The sequence below is a fragment of the Pseudomonas sp. PA-7-1E genome (assembly GCF_021605325.1).
Lineage (GTDB): Bacteria > Pseudomonadota > Gammaproteobacteria > Pseudomonadales > Pseudomonadaceae > Aquipseudomonas > Aquipseudomonas fluorescens_BV.
On record NZ_WKFA01000001.1, the window covers coordinates 1 to 23650 of the forward strand.

The window sequence follows — 23650 nt, forward strand, 5'->3', positions numbered from 1 at the left end:
TTCTTGACGACCATAGAGCATTGGAACCACCTGATCCCATCCCGAACTCAGCAGTGAAACGATGCATCGCCGATGGTAGTGTGGGGTTTCCCCATGTGAGAGTAGGTCATCGTCAAGATTAAATTCCGAAACCCCAATTGCGAAAGCAGTTGGGGTTTTGTTTTGGGCGCTCGAAAAGTGTCCGCCTTGTCGCCGTACACTTGTTCGCCTTGTGTTCGCCCCGTGCACCACAGTGCTAAAGTCCATCCCTCGATTTTGCTTTTCCCAAGGAAGCCGTTATGCCGGACGCGACGTCCCTCAGTCCTGGATTCATGGTGGTTCATGGCAACCGCCTGGACGAGCTGCGAAGCCTGGTGGTCAGTTGGATGCGCCGTTACCCACTGGCGCCTTTGGAAAACGAAATCGCCCTGGTACAAAGCAACGGCATCGCCCAATGGCTCAAGCTGGCCTTGGCCGAAGACCCGCAAGCCGATGATATGGGCGGCTGTGGCATTGCCGCAGCCATCGACGTGCAACTGCCTGGCAGCTTTATGTGGCAGCTTTATCGTATGGTTTTGGGCCGTGACGAAATCCCGCCCAAGTCCCTGCTTGATAAAGCCCCGCTGACCTGGCGCCTCATGCGGCTGTTACCCGAGCTGATCGACCAACCGCACTTCGAGCCTCTGCAACGCTTCCTGACGCAAGACACCGACCTGCGCAAACGCTACCAACTCGCCGAGCGCCTGGCTGACCTCTTCGACCAATACCAGGTCTACCGTGCCGACTGGCTGGAAGATTGGGCCGCAGGCCGGCACCAACTGCGCAATGGTCGAGGCGAGTCCAAACCGCTCAACCCAGCCAACTGCTGGCAAGCCGAGCTGTGGCGCGCGCTCCTGCTGGATGTGGGTGAAGCAGGCATGGCCGAAAGCCGGGCCGGCGTACATCAGCGCTTCATCGAGCGCATCAACAGCCTTGAACAAGCACCGCCCGGCTTGCCTCCCCGGGTGATCGTCTTCGGCATCTCATCGCTGCCGGCCCAGGCGCTGGAAGCCTTGGCGGGTCTGGCCCGTTTCAGCCAGGTCCTGCTCTGCGTGCATAACCCCTGCCGCCATCATTGGTCGGACATCGTCGCCGACAAGGACTTGCTGCGTAACGAATACAAACGCCAGGCGCGCAAAACGGGCATGCCCGTCACTATCGACCCACAAACTTTGCACCAGCACGCCCATCCGCTGCTCGCTGCCTGGGGCAAGCAGGGCCGTGATTACATCAGTCTGCTGGACAGCTACGATGACCCCAACAGCTACCGCGCCGCATTTCGCGACGGCCGTATTGACCTGTTCAGCGACAGCGAACCCACCACGCTCCTCAACCAACTCCAGGACGATATCCTCGAACTGCGCCCGTTGAATGAAACCCGTGAGCTCTGGCCCGCTGTCGACTTGCAACGCGATACGTCGATCCGTTTCCATATCGCCCACAGCGCCCAACGCGAAGTGGAAATCCTCCACGACCAATTACTTCATCGCTTCAGCGCTGACCCCTCCCTGCGCCCTCGGGACATCATCGTCATGGTCCCCGACGTCGACAGCTATGCACCGCATATTCGCGCGGTCTTCGGCCAGCTCGAACGGCATGACCCACGCTTCATCCCCTTCACCCTTACAGACCAAGGCCAACGTGGTCGCGACCCGCTGTTGATCGCCGTCGAGCACTTGCTCAAACTTCCCGACAGCCGCTTCCCTGTCAGCGAAATCCTCGACCTGCTCGACGTCCCGGCCCTGCGCGAACGCTTCGCCATCAAAGAGCGTGATCTGCCCACCTTGCATCGTTGGATCGAAGGCGCCGGCATCCGCTGGGGCTTGAATGCCGAGCAACGCGCCGGTTTGGGCCTGCCCGCGGAACTGGAGCAAAACAGTTGGCGATTCGGCCTGCGCCGTATGCTGCTGGGCTATGCCGTCGGTACCGGCACGGCCTGCGACGGTATTGAACCTTATGACGAAATCGGTGGCCTCGATGCGGCGTTGATCGGCCCACTGGTCGCCTTGCTTGACGCCTTGAACGATGCCCATCAAGCGTTATCGGAACCCGCGTCCCCACAAACCTGGGGCGAGCGTCTACAACGGTTGATGCAGCTGTTTTTCCTACCCAGCAGCGAGCACGATGACTACCTGCTGGGCCAGCTCGAACAATTAAGAGAAACCTGGCTGGAAACCTGCGAGTCCGTTGGTCTGCAAGACGAGTTACCCCTTACGGTCGTGCGTGAGGCATGGTTGGCCGGATTGGATCAGGGGCGCCTGTCCCAGCGCTTCCTGGCGGGGGCGGTCAATTTCTGTACGCTGATGCCCATGCGTGCGATCCCGTTCAAGTTGGTTTGCCTGCTGGGCATGAACGACGGCGATTACCCGCGGGCCCAGCCACCCCTGGATTTTGACCTGATGGGCAGCGATTACCGCCCCGGCGACCGTTCTCGCCGCGAAGACGACCGCTACTTACTGCTCGAAGCGCTGCTGTCAGCCCGTGACCAGCTGTACATCAGCTGGGTAGGCCGCAGCATCCGTGACAACAGCGATCGCCCGGCCTCGGTGCTGATCGGCCAACTGCGCGACCACCTCGCCAGCGGCTGGCAGCACGCCAGCAACGATCTGCCGCTGATCGACGCAATGACCCAGGAGCACCCGCTGCAACCTTTCAGCGCTCGCTATTTCCACGAAGGCGATTCGTTGTTCAGCTATGCGCGCGAATGGCAATTGCTGCATCAGGCACCGGCGGTCATCACCCAAGAGCAAGGCTTGACGCCTCACCAACAGGAAGAACCCCTGAGCCTTGGCCAGTTACAGGACTTCCTGCGCAATCCGGTCAAACACTTCTTCAGCCAGCGCCTGAAAGTATTCTTCGAAGCCGCTGAAGTGCCCCTGGCTGACGAAGAACCCTTCGTGCTGGACGCATTGCAACGCTACAGCTTGAGCGACAGCCTGCTGAACGCGGCACTCACCCAACCCGACCAACTCGATCAGGCGCTCACCGCCCAGGCCCTGCGCCTGCAAGGCAGCGGCCTGCTGCCGATGGTGGGTTTCGGTGAATGCCTGCGTAACGAACTGATCGAGCCGCTGCCGGACCTGGTGCAACGCTATCAACAGCTTCTGGCGTTGTGGCCCACCCCGCATACTGGCGCTGAACCGGTCAGCTTTGCGTACCAAGGCATCCAGCTGGAAGGTTGGATCAGCGGTCTGCACCGACGCAGTGATGGCGGACTTTTAAGCGTCACCACCATCCCCAACAGCATTGGTTCGATCAAGACACGTAAGTGGCACCGCCTCATCCGCCCCTGGGTCAATCACGTGGTGGCCTGCGCCTGTGGCCTGCCCTTGAGCACCGGCCTGGTAGCCAGTGACGACACCTTGTTGTTGGCCCCACTGGACAAGGCCGGCGCCGAGGACATTCTCGGTAACCTGCTGTTGGCCTGGCACACGGGAATGAGCGCGCCGCTTCCGGTCGCAGTGAAAACCGCGTTCGCCTGGCTCGGCCAGGCTGATCCCGCCAAGGCCCAAGCGGCTGCGAGCAAAGCCTATGAAGGCGATGGCATCACCACTGACGGCGAACGCCGCGAAACGCCTGCCCTTACGCGGCAATTTCCCGACTACGCGGCCCTGGTCGCCAGTGAAGAGTTCGAAGGCTGGTGCGAAACCCTGTATCGCCCGCTGATCAACGCCCCCTGGCGATCGCTTTCCAGCACGGAGGCTGACGCATGATCGGCAAACCCTTGGCCCTGGCGTTCCCGCTCAAAGGCAGCCAGTTGATTGAAGCCAGTGCTGGCACCGGCAAGACCTTCACCATCTCCGCCCTGTACCTGCGTCTGGTGCTCGGCCACGGCGGTGATGAATCCGGTTTCGGCCGCGAACTGCTGCCACCGCAAATCCTCGTGGTGACGTTCACCGACGCCGCCACCAAGGAACTGCGTGAACGTATCCGCATCCGCCTGGCCGAAGCCGCGCGCTTCTTCCGTGACGAAATCGAACAGCCTGATGCGCTGATTGCCGATCTGCGCGAGCAACATGATCCGCAGCAATGGCCCGCCTGTGCCAATCGCCTGGACATCGCCGCGCAATGGATGGATGAAGCCGCAGTCTCCACGATCCACAGTTGGTGCCAGCGCATCCTGCGCGAACATGCGTTCGACAGCGGCAGCCTGTTCACACAAACCCTGGAAACCGACCATAGCGACCTGCTGGGCGAAGTGCTGCGCGACTACTGGCGATTGTTCTGCTACCCAATGCACGACGATGCGCTCAACTGGGTGCGCAATAATTGGGGTGGCCCCGCGGCGCTGATGCCACGGGTGCGTGCGTTGTTCGGCAGCGAGCGGCCCACCGACGAAACCCGCGAGCCAGCCGAACTGATCAGCGCCTGCCTGCAAGAACGCCGCGCCGCGCTGGTTGCCCTCAAGGCACCCTGGCAACAATGGGCTGCCGAGCTGCGGGATATCTGCCTGCAAGCCGTCGCTGCCAAAGCGGTCGATGGGCGCAAGATGCAAGCACGTTACTTCGAGCCCTGGTTCGAAAAGATCAGCGCCTGGGCCGCTGACGAAACCCTGGAACAACTGGACATCGGCACCGGCTTCACCCGCCTGACGCCCGACGGAATGGCCGAAGCGTGGAAAGGCGAGCCGCCGCAGCACCCTGGCATCGAGGCTATGGCCAGCCTCAAAGCCAGCCTCGACGCCTTGCCAACGCCCGACGCGGCGGTGCTGCAACACGCTGCCGGCTGGGTCGGCAAACGTTTCGAGGAAGAGAAACGTCGCCGCGCCGAGATGGGGTTTGACGACATGCTGATCCGCCTCAACGCCGCCCTCCAGGCAGACGGTGGCGAGCGCCTGGCCAGTGTGATCCGCGAGCAATTTCCGGTGGCTCTGATTGATGAATTCCAGGACACCGACCCGGTGCAATACAGCATCTTCGACAGCATCTACCGCATCGAAGAAAACCACCTCGACAGCGGCCTGTTCCTGATCGGCGACCCCAAGCAGGCGATCTACGCCTTTCGCGGCGCCGACATCTACACCTACCTGCGCGCCCGGCAGGCCACCACCGGCCGCCATCACACCCTGGGCACCAACTTCCGCTCCAGCCATGCGATGGTCGAGGCGGTGAACCATGTGTTCCAGCGTGCGGAAACCGGCCGTGGTGCGTTCCTGTTTCGCCAGCCTAATGGCGATAACCCGGTGCCGTTCCATTCGGTACTGTCCCAAGGCCGCAGCGAGCAGTTGCAGGTCGACGGTCACACGCTACCGGCCATGAACCTTTGGCACCTGCCCACCGACCAGCCAATTTCCAACGCGGTTTATCGTCAACACCTGGCCGCCGCCTGCGCCACGCAGATCGTTGCGCTGCTCAATGGTGGGCAGCAAGGCACCGCGGGCTTTGTAAAAGAGGGCACCCTCAAGGGCGTGTTGCCGTCAGACATCGCCATCCTCGTGCGCGATGGCAAGGAAGCCCAAACCGTACGTGCCGAACTGGCCAGTCGTGGCGTGCGCAGTGTGTACCTGTCGGATAAAGACTCGGTATTTGCCGCCCAGGAAGCCCATGACCTGCTGGCCTGGTTGAAGGCTTGCGCGGAACCGGATGTCGAACGCCCGCTGCGTGCAGCCCTGGCCTGCGTCACCCTGAACCTGTCCCTGTCGGAGCTGGAGCGTCTGAATCAGGACGAACTGGCGTGGGAATCGCGGGTGATGCAGTTCCGTGGCTACCGTGCCATCTGGCGTACCCAAGGCGTGTTGCCAATGCTGCGGCGCCTGCTTCACGACTTCAAGCTGCCGCAAACCCTCATCGCCCGCAGTGATGGCGAGCGGGTGCTGACCAACCTGTTGCACCTCAGTGAATTGTTGCAACAGGCCGCCTCGGAACTGGATGGCGAGCAGGCGTTGATCCGTCATTTGGCCGAGCATCTGGCGCTGTCGGGGCAGGCCGGTGAAGAACAGATCCTGCGCCTGGAAAGCGACGAGCAACTGGTCAAAGTGGTGACCATCCACAAATCCAAGGGCCTGGAATACGACTTGGTGTTCCTGCCGTTCATCTGTTCGGCCAAGCCCGTGGATGGCAGTCGCTTGCCGTTGCATTACCACGATGAACACGGCAAGTCCCACGTCAGCCTGCGACCCACGGCCGAGTTGATCGCCCAAGCCGACGATGAGCGCCTGGCCGAAGACCTGCGTTTGTTGTACGTGGCCTTGACCCGCGCCAAACACGCCTGCTGGCTGGGCATCGCCGATCTCAAACGCGGCAATAACAGCAGCTCGGTCTTGCACCTGTCTGCATTGGGCTATTTGCTCGGTGCCGGCGCGTCGTTGAGCGAATCAGCGGGTCTGGCGCGCTGGTTGCTGGACTTGCAGCAAGGCTGCGCGGCCATCGGTTATGACCTTGTGCCGGACGCCCAAGACATCTTGTTCCACCCGCCGCGCAACCAAGCGACCCTGCTCGCGCCGTTGCTGCCTGCACGCAAGGCGGCAGAAAACTGGTGGATTGCCTCCTATAGCGCCTTGCGCATTGGCGACAGCATGAGCGCCGCCAACCTCGAAGCCCCCGAAAGCCCACAGGCCCAGAAGCTGTTCGATGACGAACGCCTCGACCCCGATGCCCCTCGGGAAACGGTCGCGGCCGGCGGGGATATTCACCGTTTCCCACGCGGTCCCAACCCAGGCACCTTCCTTCACGGCTTGTTGGAATGGGCCGGTGAAGAAGGTTTCAACGTGACCCCGGAGGCGATCGAAAAAGCCGTGGGCGCGCGCTGTAACCGCCGCAACTGGGAAGGCTGGATCGTCACCCTCAGCGGCTGGCTGGAGCACCTGCTGCACACGCCACTGCCCCTGTACAACGAGCGCTTCACCCTCAGTGGCCTGCAGCAGTACCAGATCGAGATGGAATTCTGGTTTGCCAGTCACACCGTCGACGTACTCGCCCTCGACAAACTGGTGTGCCAGCACACCCATGGCGGCGTGTCCCGTGTGGCCGCCGAACCGGTGCTGCTCAACGGCATGTTCAAAGGCTTTATCGATCTGACGTTTGAGCACGATGGCCGTTACTACGTGGCCGACTACAAATCCAATTGGCTCGGCCCTGACGACTCTGCCTACACCCAGGACGCCATGGAACACTCGATCCTCGAGCATCGGTACGACCTGCAATACGTACTTTACCTGCTGGCCCTGCACCGCCAACTCAAGGCGCGCCTGCCGCATTACGATTATGACCAGCACGTCGGCGGTGCCCTGTACCTGTTCCTGCGCGGTAGCCAGTCGGTGAGCCAGGGCGCGTATTTTACCCGACCGCCTCGTGAGTTGATCGAGAGCCTGGACCTGTTGTTCCAGGGCAAGCCCATCCCACCCAAGGTTGAGCCCGCCTGGGAACAAGGAGTGCTCTTATGAGCCTGTCGCCGTTACCGCTGGAGGCGCTTTTGCCCCTCGATCGTGCTGCCGACCTGCTGCAGTTGCTTGCACGTTGGGTCGAGCGGGGTTGGCTGCGGGCCTTGGACAAAGCCTTTGTCGGTTTCCTGTACGAGCTGGACCCAAAGGCCGATCCCCTGGTGCTGCTGGCGGCGGCCTTGACCAGCCATCAACTGGGCCATGGCCACGTCTGCCTGGATGTGTTCGAAACCCTCAAGGCGCCGGATTTCGCCCTGTCATTGCCGCCCGAAGGCGACCTGCACACCGGCGCAATGCTGCTACCCTCACAGTTGCTGCACGGCCTGGATGGCGCGCATTGGTGCCATGCCCTGGCTTCAAGCCCGTTGGTTGCGCTGGCCGTCGATGGCAGCGAGGAGGCTCGTAGCCGCCCGTTGGTGCTGTCCGGCAAGCGCCTGTACCTGCGCCGCTACTGGGCCTACGAGCGGCGTATCGACCGCGCCCTGCGCCTGCGCCTTGCCAGCGTGGAAGACGCCGCCGCCGATTTGCCGCAACGGCTCAATCGCCTGTTCGACCAACCGGCGCCCGATGGAGTGATTGACTGGCAAAAGCTCGCCTGCGCCCTGGCGACCCGCGGCGCCTTCAGCATCGTCACCGGCGGCCCCGGTACGGGCAAGACCACCACCGTGGTGCGCCTGCTCGCGCTGTTGCAGGCGCCCGCCGTGGAGTCCGGCAGCCCGTTGCGTATTCGCCTGGCTGCGCCCACCGGTAAAGCCGCTGCGCGCCTGACCGAATCCATCAGCCAGCAAGTGCTGTCACTGACAGTGCCCGACAACGTGCGGGAAAAAATCCCCACCCAGGTCACCACGGTCCACCGCTTGTTGGGCAGCCGTCCGGGCACCCGTCACTTCCGTCACCACCTGGGCAACCCGCTGCCTTTGGATGTGCTGGTGGTGGACGAAGCCTCGATGATCGACCTGGAAATGATGGCCAACCTGCTCGACGCCCTGCCGCCCCATGCACGCCTGGTATTGCTGGGCGACAAAGACCAACTGGCCTCGGTAGAAGCGGGGGCCGTACTCGGCGACTTGTGCCGCGATGCCGAAGCCGGCTGGTACAGCCCGCAGACTCGCCACTGGCTGCAAGCCGTCAGCGGTGAAGACCTCAGCAGCAGCGGCTTGCAAGAAGACCTCGATGGCAGCCATCCCCTGGCCCAGCAAGTGGTGATGCTGCGCTATTCGCGCCGCTTCGGCGAGGGCAGCGGTATTGGTCAACTGGCGCGTTGGGTCAACCAGCAAAACGCCGAAGAGGCCCGCCGGCTGTTAGCTGCAGGCCGTCACGACGACCTGTTCTGCGTCAGCCTCAAGGGTGAGCATGACCACGCCCTTGAGCGCCTGGTACTGGACGGGCAGGGCGATGGCGCCCAAGGTTATCGCTACTACCTGAACCTGCTGCAATCGGCGCGCCCCTCTGCGGACACACCGCGTGACGGTCCAGCCTGGACTGCTTGGGCGCAACAACTGCTGCACGCCTTCGACGCGTTTCAACTGCTTTGCGCCGTGCGGAAGGGCCCGTGGGGCGTCGAAGGGCTCAACCTGCGCATCACCGCGGCGTTGCGCAAGGTACGCCTGATCGAAGGTGACGAGCAGTGGTACGAAGGCCGACCGGTGCTGATGACCCGCAACGATTACGGGCTCGGCCTGATGAACGGCGACATCGGCATCGCCCTGAAATTGCCCGAAAGCGACGGTGGCCCCCACGTCCTGCGGGTGGCCTTTCCACGTAACGATGGCCAGGGCGGCGTGCGCTTTGTATTGCCCAGCCGCTTGAATGATGTGGAAACCGTGTACGCCATGACCGTGCACAAATCCCAGGGCTCGGAGTTCACTCACACCGCGCTGATCCTGCCGGATGCCCTCAACCCGGTGCTGACCAAAGAGCTGATCTATACCGGTATCACCCGTGCCAAACGTTGGTTCAGCCTGGTTGAGCCGCGCGGCGGCGTGTTTGAGGAAGCGGTGCGGCGCAAGGTCAAGCGTCTGAGCGGATTGATGTTGGAGTTGGACCTTCCGTCTGAAAAAAATGACTGGTAGGTCAGGCGATATTTCTTATTCAGATGTCTGATTTTTCTGAAAAAATAGCGAACCCCTCGAATGCTGTGCTTCGTGGGGATGTCCGCCGCTGTGCTATCGTTGCGGCATCATCCTGGAAAACACTTGAGAGTATCGCTGCATGAACGTGGCTGTCTCGCCCAAAGCGCGCAGTTTGAGTTGGAGACGCCTGTTACTGGTGACGGTGCTGTGCCTGCTTGCGCCGCGCCTATTTGCGCAGACGCCCAGCCTGGCCGAGCACCGTGCGCAGGCGGTCACCCAAGTGGTGCTCGGTATCCTCAGCTACGCCCGTTGGCCGGTTGAGCCTGCGCAATTGCGGCTGTGCATTGTCGGGCCGACTCAGTACACCGATGACCTGGTCAAAGGCACCACCCAGGCCACAGGACGTCCGGTGTTGGTGCGGCGCCTGCTGGTCGATCATCCGGATATCGTCAATGCCTGTGATGCCGTCTACATCGGCAAAATCACCCCCGACGAACGCAACCGCCTGTTTACCTCATTGATCGGCCATCCCGTACTCAGCATCAGCGAAGGGGGCGACCAGTGCACGGTGGGCAGCCTGTTCTGCTTGCGCGTCAGCGATGAGCAGGTGTCGTTCGAGGTCAACCTGGATTCCGTCGCTCGTAGCGGCGTGCGCATCCATCCCAGTGTGTTGCAGTTGTCCCGTCGTCGAGCGCCTGGCTCATGAGTCGCGATAAAGTGCGGCCGACCCTGCGCTCGGTAATTGCCCGCGGGCATATGATCCTGGCGCTGGTAGCAGTGACCCTGGCCAGTGTGTCCCTGACCCTGCTGGGCGTACTTGCACTGCGGGTTTACGCCGAGCACAACCTGCACCTGATCGCCCGCTCGATCAACTACACCGTGGAAGCAGCCGTGGTGTTCAACGACAGTGCGGCGGCCACCGAAGCCCTGAGCCTGATTGCCTCTACCGAAGAAGTGGCCCAGGCAGAAGTATTCGATATCAACGGCAAGTTGCTTGCGCGCTGGGTTCGCCCGGAAACCGGCATGTTGTCACGGGTCGAGCTGCAAATAGCGCACGCCCTGCTCGAACAGCCCATCAGCCAGCCGATCCTGCGCCAGGGGCAAACCGTCGGCAGCATCCATCTGGTCGGCCACGGTGGCAGCCTGTTGCGCTTCTTGCTCAGTGGCTTGATCGGGATTCTGATCTGCACCGCCCTCAGCGCCTGGGTGGCGTTGCATCTGTCACGGCGTCTGTTAAATGGTATCACCGTGCCATTGCAACGCCTGGCTGCCGTCGCCCACGCCGCCCGCAGCGAGCGAGACTTCGACCGCCGCGTACCCTCGGCGCAGATCGCCGAACTCGACAGCCTGGGCAGCGACTTCAACGCCCTGCTCGGTGAGATGGAGGCCTGGCAAAGCCACCTGCAAAGCGAAAACGAAACCCTGGCCCACCAGGCCAGCCACGACAGCCTCACCGGCCTGCCCAACCGCGCGTTCTTCGAAGGCCGGCTGATCCGTGCCCTGCGCAGCGCGGCCAAGGTCAACGAGCGGGTGGCAGTGCTGTTCCTCGACAGCGATCGTTTCAAAGACATCAACGACAGCTTCGGTCACGCCGCTGGCGATGCCGTGCTGGTGGCCGTTGCCGACCGCGTGCGGGCGCAACTGCGCGAGGACGACCTGGTGGCGCGCCTGGGCGGTGATGAATTCGCGGTATTGCTGGCGCCCCTGCACAAGGCCGAAGACGCCCAGCGCATCGCCGACAAAATCATTGCCAGCATGGACATGCCGATTCCACTGCCTGGAGACACCCAGGTGTTGACCTCCCTCAGTATCGGCATTGCGATTTATCCCGAGCATGGTGCCACGCCAGGGACCTTGCTCAACGCTGCCGACGCGGCGATGTACCAGGCCAAACGATTGTCTTCGGGCGGCCAGCAAACGGCGGAGTCGGAGCACCCCGTCGCCAACGTTCAACACAGGAGTTGATTCCCTTGTTCGCTAACACACGCGTTTTATTTATTTCTTTGCTCGTGGCCTTCCTGGCCCTCAGCGGCTGCCAGACGCCACCCAAAGGCCTGACCCCGGCGCAAGTCGCCGTGCTCAAGCAGCAAGGCTTCGAGCTGACCGATGAAGGCTGGGCCTTCGGCCTGTCCGGCAAAGTGCTGTTTGGCAGCGACGTCGAAACCCTCAACAAACCCAGCACCGACATCGTCGAACGCATCGGCCAGGCCCTGGTAGGCGCGGGTATCGAGCGTGTGCGTGTCGACGGCCACACCGACGCCTCGGGCAAAGAGCCCTACAATGTTGCCCTGTCCCTGCGCCGCGCCAAAAGCGTGGGCAAGGTGCTGACCCGCGTGGGCATGAAAGAAGAAAACATCCAACTGCGCGGCCTGGGCAGCAGCGAGCCGGTAGCGCCGAATACGACCACAGCAGGCCGCACCGAGAATCGCCGGGTGTCGATCGTAGTGATCGCAGACTAAGCGGGTTCACCTTTCCCAAGCTGAAATGCAATCCAATGTGGGAGGGGGCAAGCCCCTCTCACAGTTGTTCTGCGATGTGCTAGCAAGAATGTTCGCTCAACGGCTCGGTGTCATCGCCTGCGTCAAGTCATCCACCACGGCCTTGCCCCTCTCATACATATAATGCGCGGCCCATGCGTATTGGTCGCCGCGAAAACCTACCAACGACCATTAGGAGTTTTCTCTGTAGGAAAGACCTGTCATGACGAATTTTAATGGCTGGGCTGATGAAGTTTCGCTTTTTCGCAAATGGTGGGCTTAGTTAAATGGACGCTATAAGTAACTACCGTAAAGGATTGCGATGACTATAAATGTCAGTCATTTTCGCCAGGAAGTATCTAAAGTCAGGCTTTCAAAAGATGCATTTGCTGAGCTATTGACGATAAGAGAGTTGTTCGAGACGGTAAGTCAAGGTGTTAGATTCGATACCAAGGTCGCTTACATTAATCCTTTACAGTCAAGCGTGCTGAGAGAGGAGCTGAATAGAATACGAAATATGATCGATCATGAAAGTCATGTCTTGATTCTCGATGGCTTTAAGGTGGATAAACTTTCAACGTTCAAATCTCTGGTGTGGACATTCGGTTCCTTACTCGGTGTCCCAATGGTACAGAATCATCTTGGTCATAAAGTGATTGAGGTTTATGACCGAGGTGGCAAAAGCATTGAGGAAGGTGCGAGATACCATCAGACCCGTCAAGGCGCCTATGTACATAACGATGGTGTGAGCGACCCGTTGCCTATCGATTACTTGATCCTGGCCTGTGGACAGAAAGCACTTTTAGGAGGTGAGAGCATTCTCATCGATGCAAGCGCGGTATACGCCGAGCTGATGGCGTTCCCAGAAGTATTGGAAGCGCTCAAATGCGACTTCTTTTTTGAGAATCGCGGCATGTCAGAGGATGAAAAACTGTTTAAAGCCCCCATCCTCAGCTTTTCCAGTGAAGGTATTCCACTGATCAGATACTTTCGAGTCTACATTGAGTCAGCTCACCTTAAGGCAGGAGTGCCTTTAACAGCAGCTCAAACCCAGGCACTGGACTTTCTGGATACCGTTCTCGATCAGTCATCGGTTCAGCATCGAGTACTGCTGGAGCCAGGGCAAGTGCTTATTTCAGCCGATAACAAGTTTCTGCATACGCGCACGCACTTCATTGATATGAACGCTCCACGTTCCGAGATCAATGATGCTGAGCCTTTGAGTGATCTTAATCGTTATATGCTACGGCTGTGGTTACGCAAACGATGATGCATCGGTATTCATAACGTAAGTCCTCCCATATCCGCCATAAGCCGAGCCCCATGGACAACTCCGATATCGCGATCACGTTGGTCTTGATTTCTGCCTTTATGCACGCCACTTGGAATGCCGTAGTTCGCGCCGGTAGCAGTCGCTTCATGACCTTGGCCATGGTCGACGGCACCGCGCTAGTGATATGCCTGCTGGCGTTGCCGTTTGTAAGTGTGCCTAGCCTGGAGGTATGGGGCTATATACTCGTCTCTGTGGTGCTCAATACGGTCTACCGGCTATTTTTGATTAAAGCGTACGAAACGGGTGACTTCGGTCAGGTTTACCCGGTGATGCGTGGGGTGCCGCCCGTATTGGTCGTGCTGTTTTCTTACTTTCTGCTGCATGAACAGTTGTCCTCCCAGGCGTTGACGGGAGTGTTGCTGATTTGTGTGGGGATTATCAGCTTGACCTTTGTGCGCAGGATGACGGCGCAGATGTTCAAGCCGATCCTGATGGCGGTGTGCGCCGGTGCGTTTATTGCGTCTTACACGGTGGTGGATGCTAAAGGTGTAAGAGCCAGTGAGACGGTGCTGCAGTACATTATTTACCTGACAGTATTCCAAAGTATCCCGATCCCGATGCTGGCGTTTTCCAAAGAACGTTCAACCTTGGCTCGTGCGATACGTGGGCACTGGCGAGTTGGGCTATTAGGCGGTGTTTTTTACCTGGCGTCTTACGGATTGGTGTTGTTTGCCTTGTCGCTGGACGCGGTGGCCAAGGTCTCAGCTCTGCGGGAAACCAGTGTTATTATCGGCGCCATTATTGCTGCGCTGTTCTTTCACGAACGGTTCGGTTGGCGACGGATGCTTTCGGCGTTCGTCATTGTTTGCGGGATCATTTTGATCAAAGTGAGCACCTGATGGCCCAGCGTCCGCCCCCCACACCTATGCTTCAGGCGTTCGTCAGCGCAGCGCAAACCGGTAGTTTCGCCCGTGCAGCGTCTGAGCTTAACCTCACCGCCAGTGCCATTAGCCATCAAATCGCGGGCTTGGAGGAATGGTGGGGCGTGTCGTTGTTTGAGCGGCACTCACGCGGCGTCAAGCTGACTGCAGCAGGGCAGGCTCTGTTGCCAGTTACCGATGAGTTTTTCAAGGCGCTGGATGGGGTATTGCATTCACTCAATCCCGGTAAGTCCCAACCGTTATACCTATCATGCACGTCTTCCCTCTGTTCGACGTGGCTAATCCCCAGGATGCACGGCTCTCACACGCAGGCTTCATTCAACCTGGATCTGGTGTTGACCAGCGCCGACATGAGCAGCACCAGCCTGGAGGCCCATCAATACGATGTCGCCGTGGTGATGGGGTACGGTGACTATCCGGATCATTATGTCGAACTGTTGATGCGCGACGCCGTATTCCCCGTGTGTTCGCCCGATTTTCTGCGGTTGAAGGGCGGCATTGTTCTGGAGGATGTCGCCCGCTATCCGCTGATTCATCGGGTGGACGATCAGGTATGTCCGGGGTGGGAAAGCTGGTTTGCGTTTCAGGGGCTGGCGCCGCCGCCTTATCACCACGGGCCGAGATTTCCGGATTCGAGCCTGGCGATCAGCTTGGCGGTGAAGGGCGGAGGGATTGCGCTGGGCAGGACTGCGTTGGTGTATGACCAACTGGAAGACGGTGCGTTAGTTGCGTTGAATAGCCCTGTGATGATGTCCCCTGCGGCCTACTACATCATTTGTCGAAACGGGCGTCAGTCGGAGCCGGAGATTGCTCGGCTGATTGAATGGCTCAAGAACAGCGCGGGTGAGTTTCTGCGCGAAGTTCGGCTTCGGCATCCGCAAATTGCTGCAGCAGGAGCGGTCTAAATGTAGGAAGCCTCCGTTGCTCCTTTTAGCACCTCACTTCGCAAACCTGATCTCCCGCGTCTGCCCCATTAACAACCCCTGATTCTGCTCCGTCACTTCCCGAATGTAATCCCACAACAACGTAATCCGCTTCAACTTCCTCAAATCCTCTCGGCAATACATCCAGAACTGCCGCGTAATCGCAATCTGCTCTCCCAGCACCGGCAGCAAGCGCGGGTCCTGCGCGGCCAGAAAGCACGGCAATATCGCCATCGACCGGCCTTGCTGGGCCGCCACGTATTGCGCGATCACGCTGGTACTGCGCAGGCTGGCGCTGGCGCCGGGCACCACATTGGCCAGGTACAGCAACTCTGAGCTGAAGGCCAAGTCATCCACATAGCTGATAAACGGATGTTCGGCCAGATCCGCAGGTTTGCGGATTGGCGGGTGTTGGTCGAGGTAGTCCTGGGTGGCGTACAACTGCAATTTGTAGTCGCACAGTTTGCAGCACACATACGGCCCGTGTTCAGGGCGTTCCAGGGCGATGACGATGTCGGCTTCGCGCTTGGACAGGCTGATGAAGTGGGGCAGGGGCAGGATATCCACCGAGATCGCAGGATAAGTGTCGACGAAGTGGCTCAGTTGCGGGGTGACGAAGAAGCTGCCGAAGCCTTCGGTGCAGCCCATGCGCACATGGCCGGACAGCGCCACGCCGGAGCCGGACACCTGTTCGCAGGCCATGTGCAGCGTGCTTTCGATGGATTCGGCATAACCCAGCAACCGCTGGCCTTCGCTGGTGAGCACGAAGCCGTTGGTCCGTGATTTTTCGAACAGCAGCGTGCCGAGGGACACTTCCAGAGAGCTGATGCGCCGCGACACGGTGGTGTAGTCCACCGCCAGGCGCTTGGCGGCCACGCTAGCCTTGCGGGTGCGGGCTACTTCGAGGAAAAACTTCAGGTCATCCCAGTTCAGGGCGCCCAGGGAGGTGATGTTTTTTTGCATATTGGACCGGCTTTTATGTGCGTTCTTATTAGAGATTTGCACATCTATACTCCAAAAACAGTCCGAACGCCTCATTCTTCAAGGCGATTCAACGCCTTGGTTCTCTGCATAACTACAAGATTCTGGAGACCACATGAACGCATCTGCCGATATTTCCGTGCAACAGGTCAAGTTGCTGATCAACGGCGAGTGGGTCGAGTCCAAGACCACCGAGTGGCAAGACATCGTCAACCCGGCCACCCAGCAAGTGCTGGCCAAAGTCCCGTTTGCCACCGCCGATGAAGTCAACGCGGCCATCGACGCTGCCCATCAAGCGTTCCAGACCTGGAAACTCACGCCGATCGGCGCGCGCATGCGCATCATGCTTAAGCTGCAAGCCTTGATCCGCGAACATTCCAAGCGCATTGCTGTAGTCCTCAGCGCCGAGCAGGGCAAGACCATTGCCGATGCCGAGGGCGATATTTTTCGTGGCCTGGAAGTGGTGGAGCACGCTTGTTCCATTGGCACCCTGCAAATGGGTGAGTTCGCCGAGAACGTGGCCGGCGGCGTGGACACCTACACCCTGCGCCAGCCTATCGGCGTGTGCGCCGGCATCACCCCGTTCAACTTCCCGGCGATGATTCCGCTGTGGATGTTCCCGATGGCGATTGCCTGCGGGAACACCTTTGTACTCAAGCCTTCCGAGCAAGACCCGTTGTCGACCATGCTGCTGGTGGAGCTGGCGCTGGAAGCCGGTGTGCCAGCCGGCGTGCTCAACGTGGTGCATGGTGGCAAGGACGTGGTGGATGCACTCTGTACTCACAAAGACATCAAGGCAGTGTCCTTCGTCGGTTCGACGGCTGTGGGCACGCATGTCTACGACCTGGCCGGCAAACACGGCAAGCGTGTGCAGTCGATGATGGGCGCCAAGAACCACGCGGTGGTGCTGCCGGATGCTAACCGAGAACACACCCTCAACGCCCTGGTCGGTGCCGGTTTCGGCGCGGCTGGCCAGCGTTGCATGGCCACCTCGGTGGTGGTGCTGGTGGGCGCGGCCAAGCAGTGGCTGCCAGACCTCAAGGCCCTGGCACAAAAGCTCAAGGTCAACGCCGGCAGCGAAGCGGGCACGGATGTCGGCCCGGTGATCTCCAAGCGCGCCAAGGCACGCATCCTGGAGCTGATCGAAAGCGGCGTGAAACAAGGCGCCAAGCTGGAGCTGGACGGCCGCGACATCAAAGTGCCGGGCTTTGAGCAAGGCAACTTTGTCGGCCCCACCCTGTTCTCAGGCGTGACCACCGACATGCGCATCTACACCGAGGAAATCTTCGGCCCGGTGCTGGTGGTACTGGAAGTCGAGACACTCGATCAAGCCATCGCCCTGGTCAACGCCAATCCGTTTGGCAACGGTACAGGCCTGTTCACCCAGAGCGGCGCGGCGGCGCGTAAATTCCAGAGCGAAATCGATGTGGGCCAGGTCGGCATCAACATCCCCATCCCGGTGCCAGTGCCGTTCTTCAGCTTCACCGGCTCCCGCGGTTCCAAGCTCGGCGACCTGGGCCCTTACGGCAAGCAAGTGGTGCAGTTCTACACTCAGACCAAAACCGTCACCAGCCGCTGGTTTGATGACGACACGGTCAACGATGGCGTCAACACCACCATCAACCTGCGCTGAACTCGGGAGACGACCATGAAAATTGCATTCATCGGCCTGGGCAACATGGGTGCGCCCATGGCCCGCAACCTGATCAAGGCTGGGCACGCGCTTAACCTGTTCGACCTGAACCAGGCGGTACTCAAGGAACTTGCCGAACTGGGCGGCACCATCAGCAGCTCGCCGCGTGATGCGGCCCAAGGTGCCGAACTGGTGATTACCATGCTGCCGGCAGCCGCCCATGTGCGCAGCGTGTGGCTGAATGAAGACGGTGTACTCGCCGGCATCGGCGAAGGCATCCCCGCCGTGGATTGCAGCACCATTGACCCGCAAACCATCCGTGAAGTAGCGGCTGCGGCAGCCAAACAAGGCGTGGACGTGGCCGATGCGCCGGTCTCCGGTGGCACCGGCGGTGCCCAGGCCGGGACGCTGACCTTCATGGTCGGCGCCAACCCGGAATTGTTCGCCACCCTGCAACCGGTGCTGGCGCAGATGGGCCGCAACATCGTGCACTGCGGTGATGTCGGCACTGGGCAAATCGCCAAGATCTGCAACAACCTGCTGTTGGGTATCAGCATGGTCGGCGTCAGTGAAGCCATGGCCCTGGGCGATGCACTTGGCATTGATACACAAGTGCTGGCCGGCATCATCAACAGCTCCACGGGGCGCTGCTGGAGTTCCGATACCTACAATCCTTGGCCAGGCGTGATCGAGACCGCGCCATCATCGCGTGGCTATACCGGTGGTTTTGGTGCCGACCTGATGCTCAAGGATCTGGGCCTTGCGACTGAGGCTGCGCGCCAGGCGCATCAGCCGGTGATTCTCGGCGCAGTGGCCCAGCAGTTGTATCAATCCATGAGCCAGCGTGGGGAAGGGGGCAAGGACTTCTCGGCGATCATCAACAGCTATCGCAAGCTGTAGGAGCGAGCTTGCTCGCGAAAAATGTGAGAGCAACGCGTTCATCCTGGATGAGCGCGTTTTCGTTGACGATCTTCGCGAGCTCGCTCCTACAGGGACGGGGATGGGTCAGGCAAACACAAAATACTTACGCACAGTCTCGACCACTTCCCACGTCCCCTTCATCCCTGGCTCCACCACGAAGATATCCCCAGCGCGCAGATGGATCGGCTCCATGCCTTCAGGCGTGATCACGCAGTAGCCTTCCTGGAAATGGCAGTATTCCCACTTCACGTATTCCACGTACCACTTGCCCGGTGTGCAGATCCAGGTGCCCATGATCTTGCTGCCGTCTTCGCTGGTGTAGGCGTTGAGGTTGACAGTGTGCGGGTCACCTTCGAGCTTTTCCCATTTGCAGGCATCCAGGACCGGCAGTGGGTGGGTGTCGCGCAGTACGGTGATGGGCTTGGACATGATGACTCCGAGGCAGGGAAGGGAAAGCTCAACCCTAAGGCCTCGGGCGTTGCGCCAGTGGTCTGAACTCGACATTGGGATGCCCAGAAGCGCAGTCACCTGAACACCGCGGTCCCCTGTTGGAGCCGGGCTTGCCCGCGATGGCGGTGGCACAGCGAGCATCTCGATTGCCTGACACTCCGCTATCGTTGGCAAGCCAGGCTCCCACGAGAGGTCGTGGCGTATCTGAGCGACAGATCTGTGCATCAAACCGATGTTTCCTCGCAGTAACTGCGAAAGATTTCCCGTGTCGCGCCAGAATTCGCAAGAAAATTCACATCCCTCCCTCGTATCATTCACCTCAGTAACGAGTGAGAGCCTTGCAATGAACCCAATAAAAACGTGGTGGGATATCAGCCCGCCCTTGAGCACGGCCACCCCGACCTGGCCGGGTGATACGCCGTTCCAGGAGGAGCGCGTGTGGCAGTTCGGCCCCGAGTGTCCGGTAAATGTGGGGCGCGTCACCCTGTCGCCGCACACCGGTGCCCATGTGGATGCGCCGCTGCATTACAGCGCTGATGGCGCGCCGATTGGCGAGGTGTCGCTGGATGTGTATATGGGGCCGTGCCGGGTATTGCACTGCCTGGGCAGCGGCGCCCTGGTGCAGCCGCATCAGTTGCAAGGGCGTGTGGATAACCTGCCCGAGCGCGTGCTGCTGCGCACTTATCCACAAGCTCCGCTCACCGACTGGGATTCGAACTTCACCGCCATCGCCCCCCAGACCATTGAGCTGCTGGCCAGCCTGGGGGTGCGCCTGATCGGTATCGATACGCCGTCCCTGGACCCGCAACAATCCAAGACCATGGATTCGCACAACGTCGTGGCGCGCCATGGCATGGCGATCCTCGAAGGCATCGTGCTCGATGACGTACCGGAGGGCGACTATGAACTGATCGCGCTGCCGCTGCGCTTCGCCAACCTGGACGCGAGCCCCGTGCGCGCCATTCTCCGCCCGCTCAAGGAGCCCACGCGATGAGCCAATGTCCTTTTTCAGCTGATTACCAACCGCCGGAAGAATGGCATAACGCCGAATTGAATTTCTCCGAGTCCATGAGCTATGGCGACTACCTGGACCTGGGCAAAGTCCTCAGCGCCCAGCACCCGCTGTCGCCAGACCACAACGAAATGCTCTTCATCATCCAGCACCAGACCTCTGAGCTGTGGATGAAACTGATGCTTCACGAACTCAAGGCCGCCCGCGAACATGTGCGCCTGGGTGAGCTGCCGCCGGCGTTCAAGATGCTGGCGCGGGTGTCGCGGATCTTCGATCAACTGGTGCACGCCTGGGCGGTGCTGGCGACCATGACACCGTCGGAGTACAAGGCGATTCGCCCGTTCCTGGGGCAGTCGTCGGGGTTCCAGTCGTTCCAGTACCGCGAGATCGAATTCATCCTCGGCAACAAAAGCCCGGCGCTGCTGCGGCCCCATGCTCATCGCCCGGAGTTGCTGCAGCAATTGCAGGTGGCGATTGCCACGCCGTCGCTGTATGACGAGGCCGTAAACCTGATGGTCAAGGCGGGGTTGGCGATTGATCCCAAGCGCGCCGAGCGCGACCCGACCGCAGCCACGGTGCACGATGAATCGGTGGAAGCGGCCTGGCGCGAGGTATATCGCGACCCGAGCCGTTACTGGGATTTGTATCAGTTGGCCGAGAAGTTTATCGACCTGGAAGATTCGTTCCGCCAGTGGCGCTTCCGGCATGTCACCACGGTGGAACGCATCATCGGCTTCCAGCCGGGTACTGGCGGTACTGAAGGCGTGGGGTACCTGCGCAAGATGCTCGACACGGTACTGTTCCCTGAACTCTGGCGAGTACGTTCCACGCTCTAAACAAAAAAGCCCCGGATTACCGGGGCTTTTTTTATGTGAAATACAGTCAACTGTGGGAGCTGGCTTGCCAGCGATGGCGGTGTATCAGCCGGCCCACCCGTTGGCTGACACGCCGCCATCGCGGGCAAGCCCGGCTCCCACAGGTGTTACTGCGCCACAGCTACTTTCCCGTTTCTGATCCGAAACCGATAGGCAACGTAGATAATCCCCACCCACACCGGCATCGCGTACACCGACTCACGAATTCCCGGAATCGCCAGCATCACCCCGATGATCATCACCATGAAGGCCAGACACAGGTAGTTGCTGAACGGGAACCAGAAGGTCTTGAACGACGGCGTCACGCCTTGCTCGCCCATGGCCTTGCGGAACTTGATGTGGGTCAGGCTGATCAGCGCCCAGTTGATCATCAACGAAGCAACCACCAAGGCAAACAGCAACTCCAGCGCACTGTGCGGCGCGACGTAGTTGACCACCACGCACAGCATGGTCACCAGCGCCGAAATCGCCAACGCCCGCAGCGGCACGCCTTGCTTGTTGAGCTTCATCAGCGCCTTGGGCGCGTCACCTTGCTCGGCCAGGCCGAACAGCATGCGGCTGTTGCAGTACACGCCGCTGTTGTACACCGACAACGCCGCGGTCAGCACCACGAAGTTGAGGATGTGGGCGGCGGTGTCGTTGCCGATCAGCGAGAAGATCTGCACAAACGGGCTACCGCTGTAGGCATCGCCTGACGCGCCGAGGGTTTGCAGCAGTTGATCCCACGGGTACAGCGACAACAGCACGGTCAGCGCACCTACATAGAAAATCAGTATGCGGTACACCACCTGGTTGATCGCTTTGGGGATGACCTTGCGTGGTTCGCTGGCCTCGGCGGCGGTGATGCCGACCAGTTCCAGGCCACCGAACGAGAACATGATGAAGGCCATCGACATCAACAGCCCCATGCCGCCATTGGGGAAGAAACCACCGTGGCTCCACAGGTTGCTGACCGAGGCCTGGGGGCCGCCGGTGCCGCTGAACAGCAGGTAGCAGCCGAGCACGATCATGCCGACAATCGCCACCACCTTGATGATCGCAAACCAGAATTCGGCTTCACCGAAGAACTTCACGTTCAGGGTGTTGATCAGGTTCACCGCGACGAAGAACACCAGCGCGCTGACCCAGGTTGGGATCTCCGGCCACCAGAACTGGATGTACTTGCCCACCGCCGTCAACTCGGCCATGCCCACCAGCACGTAGAGCACCCAGTAGTTCCAGCCCGCCAGGAAGCCTGCGTAACCGCCCCAGTATTTATGTGCGAAGTGGCTGAAGGAACCGGCCACCGGCTCTTCGACGATCATCTCGCCGAGCTGGCGCATGATCAGGAACGCGATAAACCCGGCTACCGCATAACCCAGGATCATCGACGGCCCCGCCGACTTGAGTACCCCGGCCGAGCCGAGGAACAAGCCTGTACCAATCGCACCTCCCAAGGCGATCAGCTGAATGTGCCGGTTCTTCAGGCCTCGCTTGAGGCCCACCGGGTTAACCATGTCATCCGCCATTAACATTCCCTTCTACTTGTTTTTCTCAAGGGTGATTGCACGCCGCATCGGCCCCTCAGAACTGCTGAGGGTCAGATATTACTCTGCGTAAACTTTTCGTAATACAGCTGAACGCCATCAAGTGCCTGATCCGCCAGCCATTGCTGGATGGATTCGACCATCGGAGGGGGGCCGCACACGTACATATCCGCCGATCTGTCCCGCAGTTCGGCCAGGTCGAAATGCTCGGTGAGGTAGCCGCGTTTGCCCGTCCACTCGGCTGAGGCGTCGCTCAGCACTTCGGTGTAGCGAAAGTTCGGGATTTTTGCCGCGTAGGCGTGGATACGCGCCGCTTCACATAAATCTTCGGCGCCGCGCACGCCGTAGTACAGGTGCACAGGTTGCGTGCAGCCGTTGACGGCCAGCTCATCGAGCATGCCCAACAACGCCGACAACCCGGTGCCGCCCGCCACCAGTACCAACGGTTGGGTGACATGCCGCAGATAAAACGCACCCAAGGGCGCCTCCATCAACATTTCATCACCTACTTGGCAGCGTTCACGCAGGTAGTTGCTCATGACTCCATCGGGCAGCAGGCGTACCAGGAACTGCAACTGATTACCCGGCCGGTTGGCGAAGGAGTAGGAGCGCCAGCTATCGGTGCCGGGCACCGACAGACGCGCGTATTGGCCCGGCAAAAAATCCAGTGGCTGGTCCAGTTGCACCTGCAAGATGGCGGTGCTGGTCGACACTTGCTGCACCGCGCTCACCGTGCCGCGTACCTGCACGGGCCCGGGGGCGTTGCACAGGCTCGAATCAAAGTCGAAATAGAAGGTGGCGTCGGACTTCACCCGGGTCTGGCAACTGAGCATCTTGCGCTGTTGCAGGTCGAGGCTGGAGAGCGCTTCCTCGTCCACGTAGTCCTGGCTGTACTCGCCGGACTCACAACGCCCCTGGCAGGTGCCGCACACACCTTCGCGGCAATCGAGCGGGATTTTGATGCCGTTGCGCAGGGCCGCATCCAACAGGATTTCATGGGCGCCCACCGGGAAGAACAGGGTCTTGCCATCGGCAAAGCTGAAGGCCACTTTGTGATTCATTGATGAAACTCCAAGCGTGCCCCTGTGGCGAGGGAGCTTGCTCCCGCTGGGCTGCGAAGCTGCCCCAAAAAACTGGGAGCGCTGCGCACTCCAGCGGGAGCAAGCTCCC

The 23650-nt window shown here is 60.3% G+C and carries 17 protein-coding genes, 1 rRNA gene and 1 pseudogene; 14 read left to right on the forward strand and 5 right to left on the reverse strand.

What is annotated here, in order from left to right; genetic code table 11:
• Positions 1-2: 2 nt before the first annotated feature.
• The 7 genes from rrf (at position 3) to GIW79_RS00035 (ending at position 11927) form a co-directional block, all read left to right on the forward strand.
• A 5S ribosomal RNA gene (gene rrf / locus GIW79_RS00005) occupies positions 3-118 on the forward strand.
• 160 nt (positions 119-278) lie between these two features.
• The gene (gene recC / locus GIW79_RS00010) at positions 279-3731 is read left to right on the forward strand and encodes an exodeoxyribonuclease V subunit gamma (RefSeq protein ID WP_236455145.1); all 3453 of its coding nucleotides are present in this window, start codon (positions 279-281) and stop codon (positions 3729-3731) included.
• Positions 3728-7399: an exodeoxyribonuclease V subunit beta gene (gene recB, locus GIW79_RS00015; RefSeq protein ID WP_236455143.1), complete on the forward strand. Its 3672-nt coding sequence runs from the start codon at positions 3728-3730 to the stop codon at positions 7397-7399. The genes recC and recB overlap by 4 nt, the downstream gene beginning before the upstream one ends.
• Positions 7396-9468, forward strand: coding sequence for an exodeoxyribonuclease V subunit alpha (gene recD, locus GIW79_RS00020; RefSeq protein ID WP_236455141.1), 2073 nt, complete (start codon positions 7396-7398; stop codon positions 9466-9468). Before recB ends, recD begins: the two co-directional genes overlap by 4 nt.
• Before the next feature lie 139 nt (positions 9469-9607).
• Entirely contained in the window at positions 9608-10174 is a 567-nt protein-coding gene (locus GIW79_RS00025) for a YfiR family protein (protein ID WP_034128794.1), read from the forward strand.
• Positions 10171-11433: a diguanylate cyclase domain-containing protein gene (locus tag GIW79_RS00030; protein WP_034128793.1), complete on the forward strand. Its 1263-nt coding sequence runs from the start codon at positions 10171-10173 to the stop codon at positions 11431-11433. Before GIW79_RS00025 ends, GIW79_RS00030 begins: the two co-directional genes overlap by 4 nt.
• A gap of 5 nt (positions 11434-11438) precedes the next feature.
• Positions 11439-11927, forward strand: a complete 489-nt coding sequence (locus tag GIW79_RS00035) for an OmpA family protein (RefSeq protein WP_034128792.1) — start codon at positions 11439-11441, stop codon at positions 11925-11927.
• A 96-nt stretch (positions 11928-12023) separates the two neighbouring features.
• Here GIW79_RS00035 and GIW79_RS00040 read toward each other — a convergent pair.
• Positions 12024-12119, reverse strand: a pseudogene (locus tag GIW79_RS00040) (DUF3077 domain-containing protein); the annotation flags it as partial.
• Between the two features lie 148 nt (positions 12120-12267).
• On the opposite strand from GIW79_RS00040, the gene GIW79_RS00045 reads away from it, so the two are divergent.
• From GIW79_RS00045 to GIW79_RS00055, 3 genes are read left to right on the forward strand one after another with little or no spacing between them, the layout of a single operon-like run.
• Positions 12268-13215, forward strand: a complete 948-nt coding sequence (locus tag GIW79_RS00045; protein ID WP_089042341.1) for a TauD/TfdA family dioxygenase — start codon at positions 12268-12270, stop codon at positions 13213-13215.
• 53 nt (positions 13216-13268) lie between these two features.
• On the forward strand, positions 13269-14117 hold the full coding sequence (locus GIW79_RS00050) for an EamA family transporter (protein WP_054897000.1): 849 nt from the start codon (positions 13269-13271) through the stop codon (positions 14115-14117).
• Complete coding sequence (locus GIW79_RS00055; protein ID WP_060764178.1) at positions 14117-15064, forward strand: LysR substrate-binding domain-containing protein; 948 nt, start codon at positions 14117-14119, stop codon at positions 15062-15064. Before GIW79_RS00050 ends, GIW79_RS00055 begins: the two co-directional genes overlap by 1 nt.
• A gap of 33 nt (positions 15065-15097) precedes the next feature.
• Here GIW79_RS00055 and GIW79_RS00060 read toward each other — a convergent pair whose 3' ends face one another.
• Positions 15098-16045 carry a LysR family transcriptional regulator gene (locus GIW79_RS00060; protein ID WP_034128788.1) on the reverse strand — a complete coding sequence of 316 codons (948 nt, stop codon included), beginning with the start codon at positions 16043-16045 and terminating at the stop codon, positions 15098-15100.
• A 133-nt stretch (positions 16046-16178) separates the two neighbouring features.
• Between GIW79_RS00060 and GIW79_RS00065 the strand changes: the two genes are divergently transcribed.
• Together GIW79_RS00065 and mmsB are read left to right on the forward strand one after the other, a co-directional pair.
• Positions 16179-17696, forward strand: a complete 1518-nt coding sequence (locus GIW79_RS00065; protein WP_054921501.1) for a CoA-acylating methylmalonate-semialdehyde dehydrogenase — start codon at positions 16179-16181, stop codon at positions 17694-17696.
• Positions 17697-17711: 15 nt separating this feature from the next.
• Positions 17712-18596, forward strand: a complete 885-nt coding sequence (mmsB, locus tag GIW79_RS00070; RefSeq protein WP_060772714.1) for a 3-hydroxyisobutyrate dehydrogenase — start codon at positions 17712-17714, stop codon at positions 18594-18596.
• A 105-nt stretch (positions 18597-18701) separates the two neighbouring features.
• Here the strand turns inward: mmsB and GIW79_RS00075 are convergent, their stop codons facing one another.
• Complete coding sequence (locus GIW79_RS00075; protein WP_003230905.1) at positions 18702-19046, reverse strand: cupin domain-containing protein; 345 nt, start codon at positions 19044-19046, stop codon at positions 18702-18704.
• Positions 19047-19410: 364 nt separating this feature from the next.
• Between GIW79_RS00075 and kynB the strand changes: the two genes are divergently transcribed.
• Complete coding sequence (gene kynB / locus GIW79_RS00080) at positions 19411-20061, forward strand: arylformamidase (protein WP_181125032.1); 651 nt, start codon at positions 19411-19413, stop codon at positions 20059-20061.
• Positions 20058-20915 (forward strand): tryptophan 2,3-dioxygenase, encoded by an 858-nt coding sequence (gene kynA, locus GIW79_RS00085; RefSeq protein ID WP_072434974.1) that lies wholly within the window; start codon positions 20058-20060, stop codon positions 20913-20915. The genes kynB and kynA overlap by 4 nt, the downstream gene beginning before the upstream one ends.
• A gap of 146 nt (positions 20916-21061) precedes the next feature.
• On the opposite strand, the gene GIW79_RS00090 is transcribed toward kynA, so the two are convergent.
• Entirely contained in the window at positions 21062-22462 is a 1401-nt protein-coding gene (locus GIW79_RS00090) for an amino acid permease (RefSeq protein ID WP_034128783.1), read from the reverse strand.
• Between the two features lie 71 nt (positions 22463-22533).
• Positions 22534-23541, reverse strand: coding sequence for an anthranilate 1,2-dioxygenase electron transfer component AntC (gene antC, locus GIW79_RS00095; protein ID WP_105228448.1), 1008 nt, complete (start codon positions 23539-23541; stop codon positions 22534-22536).
• Positions 23542-23650 lie beyond the last annotated feature (109 nt).

Bases quoted from the DNA above. Each gene is read 5' to 3' on its own strand.
- recC (WP_236455145.1), top strand. From the start codon at position 279: ATGCCGGACGCGACGTCCCTCAGTCCTGGATTCATGGTGGTTCATGGC.
- recB (WP_236455143.1), top strand. From the start codon at position 3,728: ATGATCGGCAAACCCTTGGCCCTGGCGTTCCCGCTCAAAGGCAGCCAG.
- recD (WP_236455141.1), top strand. From the start codon at position 7,396: ATGAGCCTGTCGCCGTTACCGCTGGAGGCGCTTTTGCCCCTCGATCGT.
- GIW79_RS00025 (WP_034128794.1), top strand. From the start codon at position 9,608: ATGAACGTGGCTGTCTCGCCCAAAGCGCGCAGTTTGAGTTGGAGACGC.
- GIW79_RS00030 (WP_034128793.1), top strand. From the start codon at position 10,171: ATGAGTCGCGATAAAGTGCGGCCGACCCTGCGCTCGGTAATTGCCCGC.
- GIW79_RS00045 (WP_089042341.1), top strand. From the start codon at position 12,268: ATGACTATAAATGTCAGTCATTTTCGCCAGGAAGTATCTAAAGTCAGG.
- GIW79_RS00050 (WP_054897000.1), top strand. From the start codon at position 13,269: ATGGACAACTCCGATATCGCGATCACGTTGGTCTTGATTTCTGCCTTT.
- GIW79_RS00055 (WP_060764178.1), top strand. From the start codon at position 14,117: ATGGCCCAGCGTCCGCCCCCCACACCTATGCTTCAGGCGTTCGTCAGC.
- GIW79_RS00060 (WP_034128788.1), bottom strand. From the start codon at position 16,045: ATGCAAAAAAACATCACCTCCCTGGGCGCCCTGAACTGGGATGACCTG.
- GIW79_RS00065 (WP_054921501.1), top strand. From the start codon at position 16,179: ATGAACGCATCTGCCGATATTTCCGTGCAACAGGTCAAGTTGCTGATC.
- mmsB (WP_060772714.1), top strand. From the start codon at position 17,712: ATGAAAATTGCATTCATCGGCCTGGGCAACATGGGTGCGCCCATGGCC.
- GIW79_RS00075 (WP_003230905.1), bottom strand. From the start codon at position 19,046: ATGTCCAAGCCCATCACCGTACTGCGCGACACCCACCCACTGCCGGTC.
- kynB (WP_181125032.1), top strand. From the start codon at position 19,411: ATGAACCCAATAAAAACGTGGTGGGATATCAGCCCGCCCTTGAGCACG.
- kynA (WP_072434974.1), top strand. From the start codon at position 20,058: ATGAGCCAATGTCCTTTTTCAGCTGATTACCAACCGCCGGAAGAATGG.
- GIW79_RS00090 (WP_034128783.1), bottom strand. From the start codon at position 22,462: ATGGCGGATGACATGGTTAACCCGGTGGGCCTCAAGCGAGGCCTGAAG.
- antC (WP_105228448.1), bottom strand. From the start codon at position 23,541: ATGAATCACAAAGTGGCCTTCAGCTTTGCCGATGGCAAGACCCTGTTC.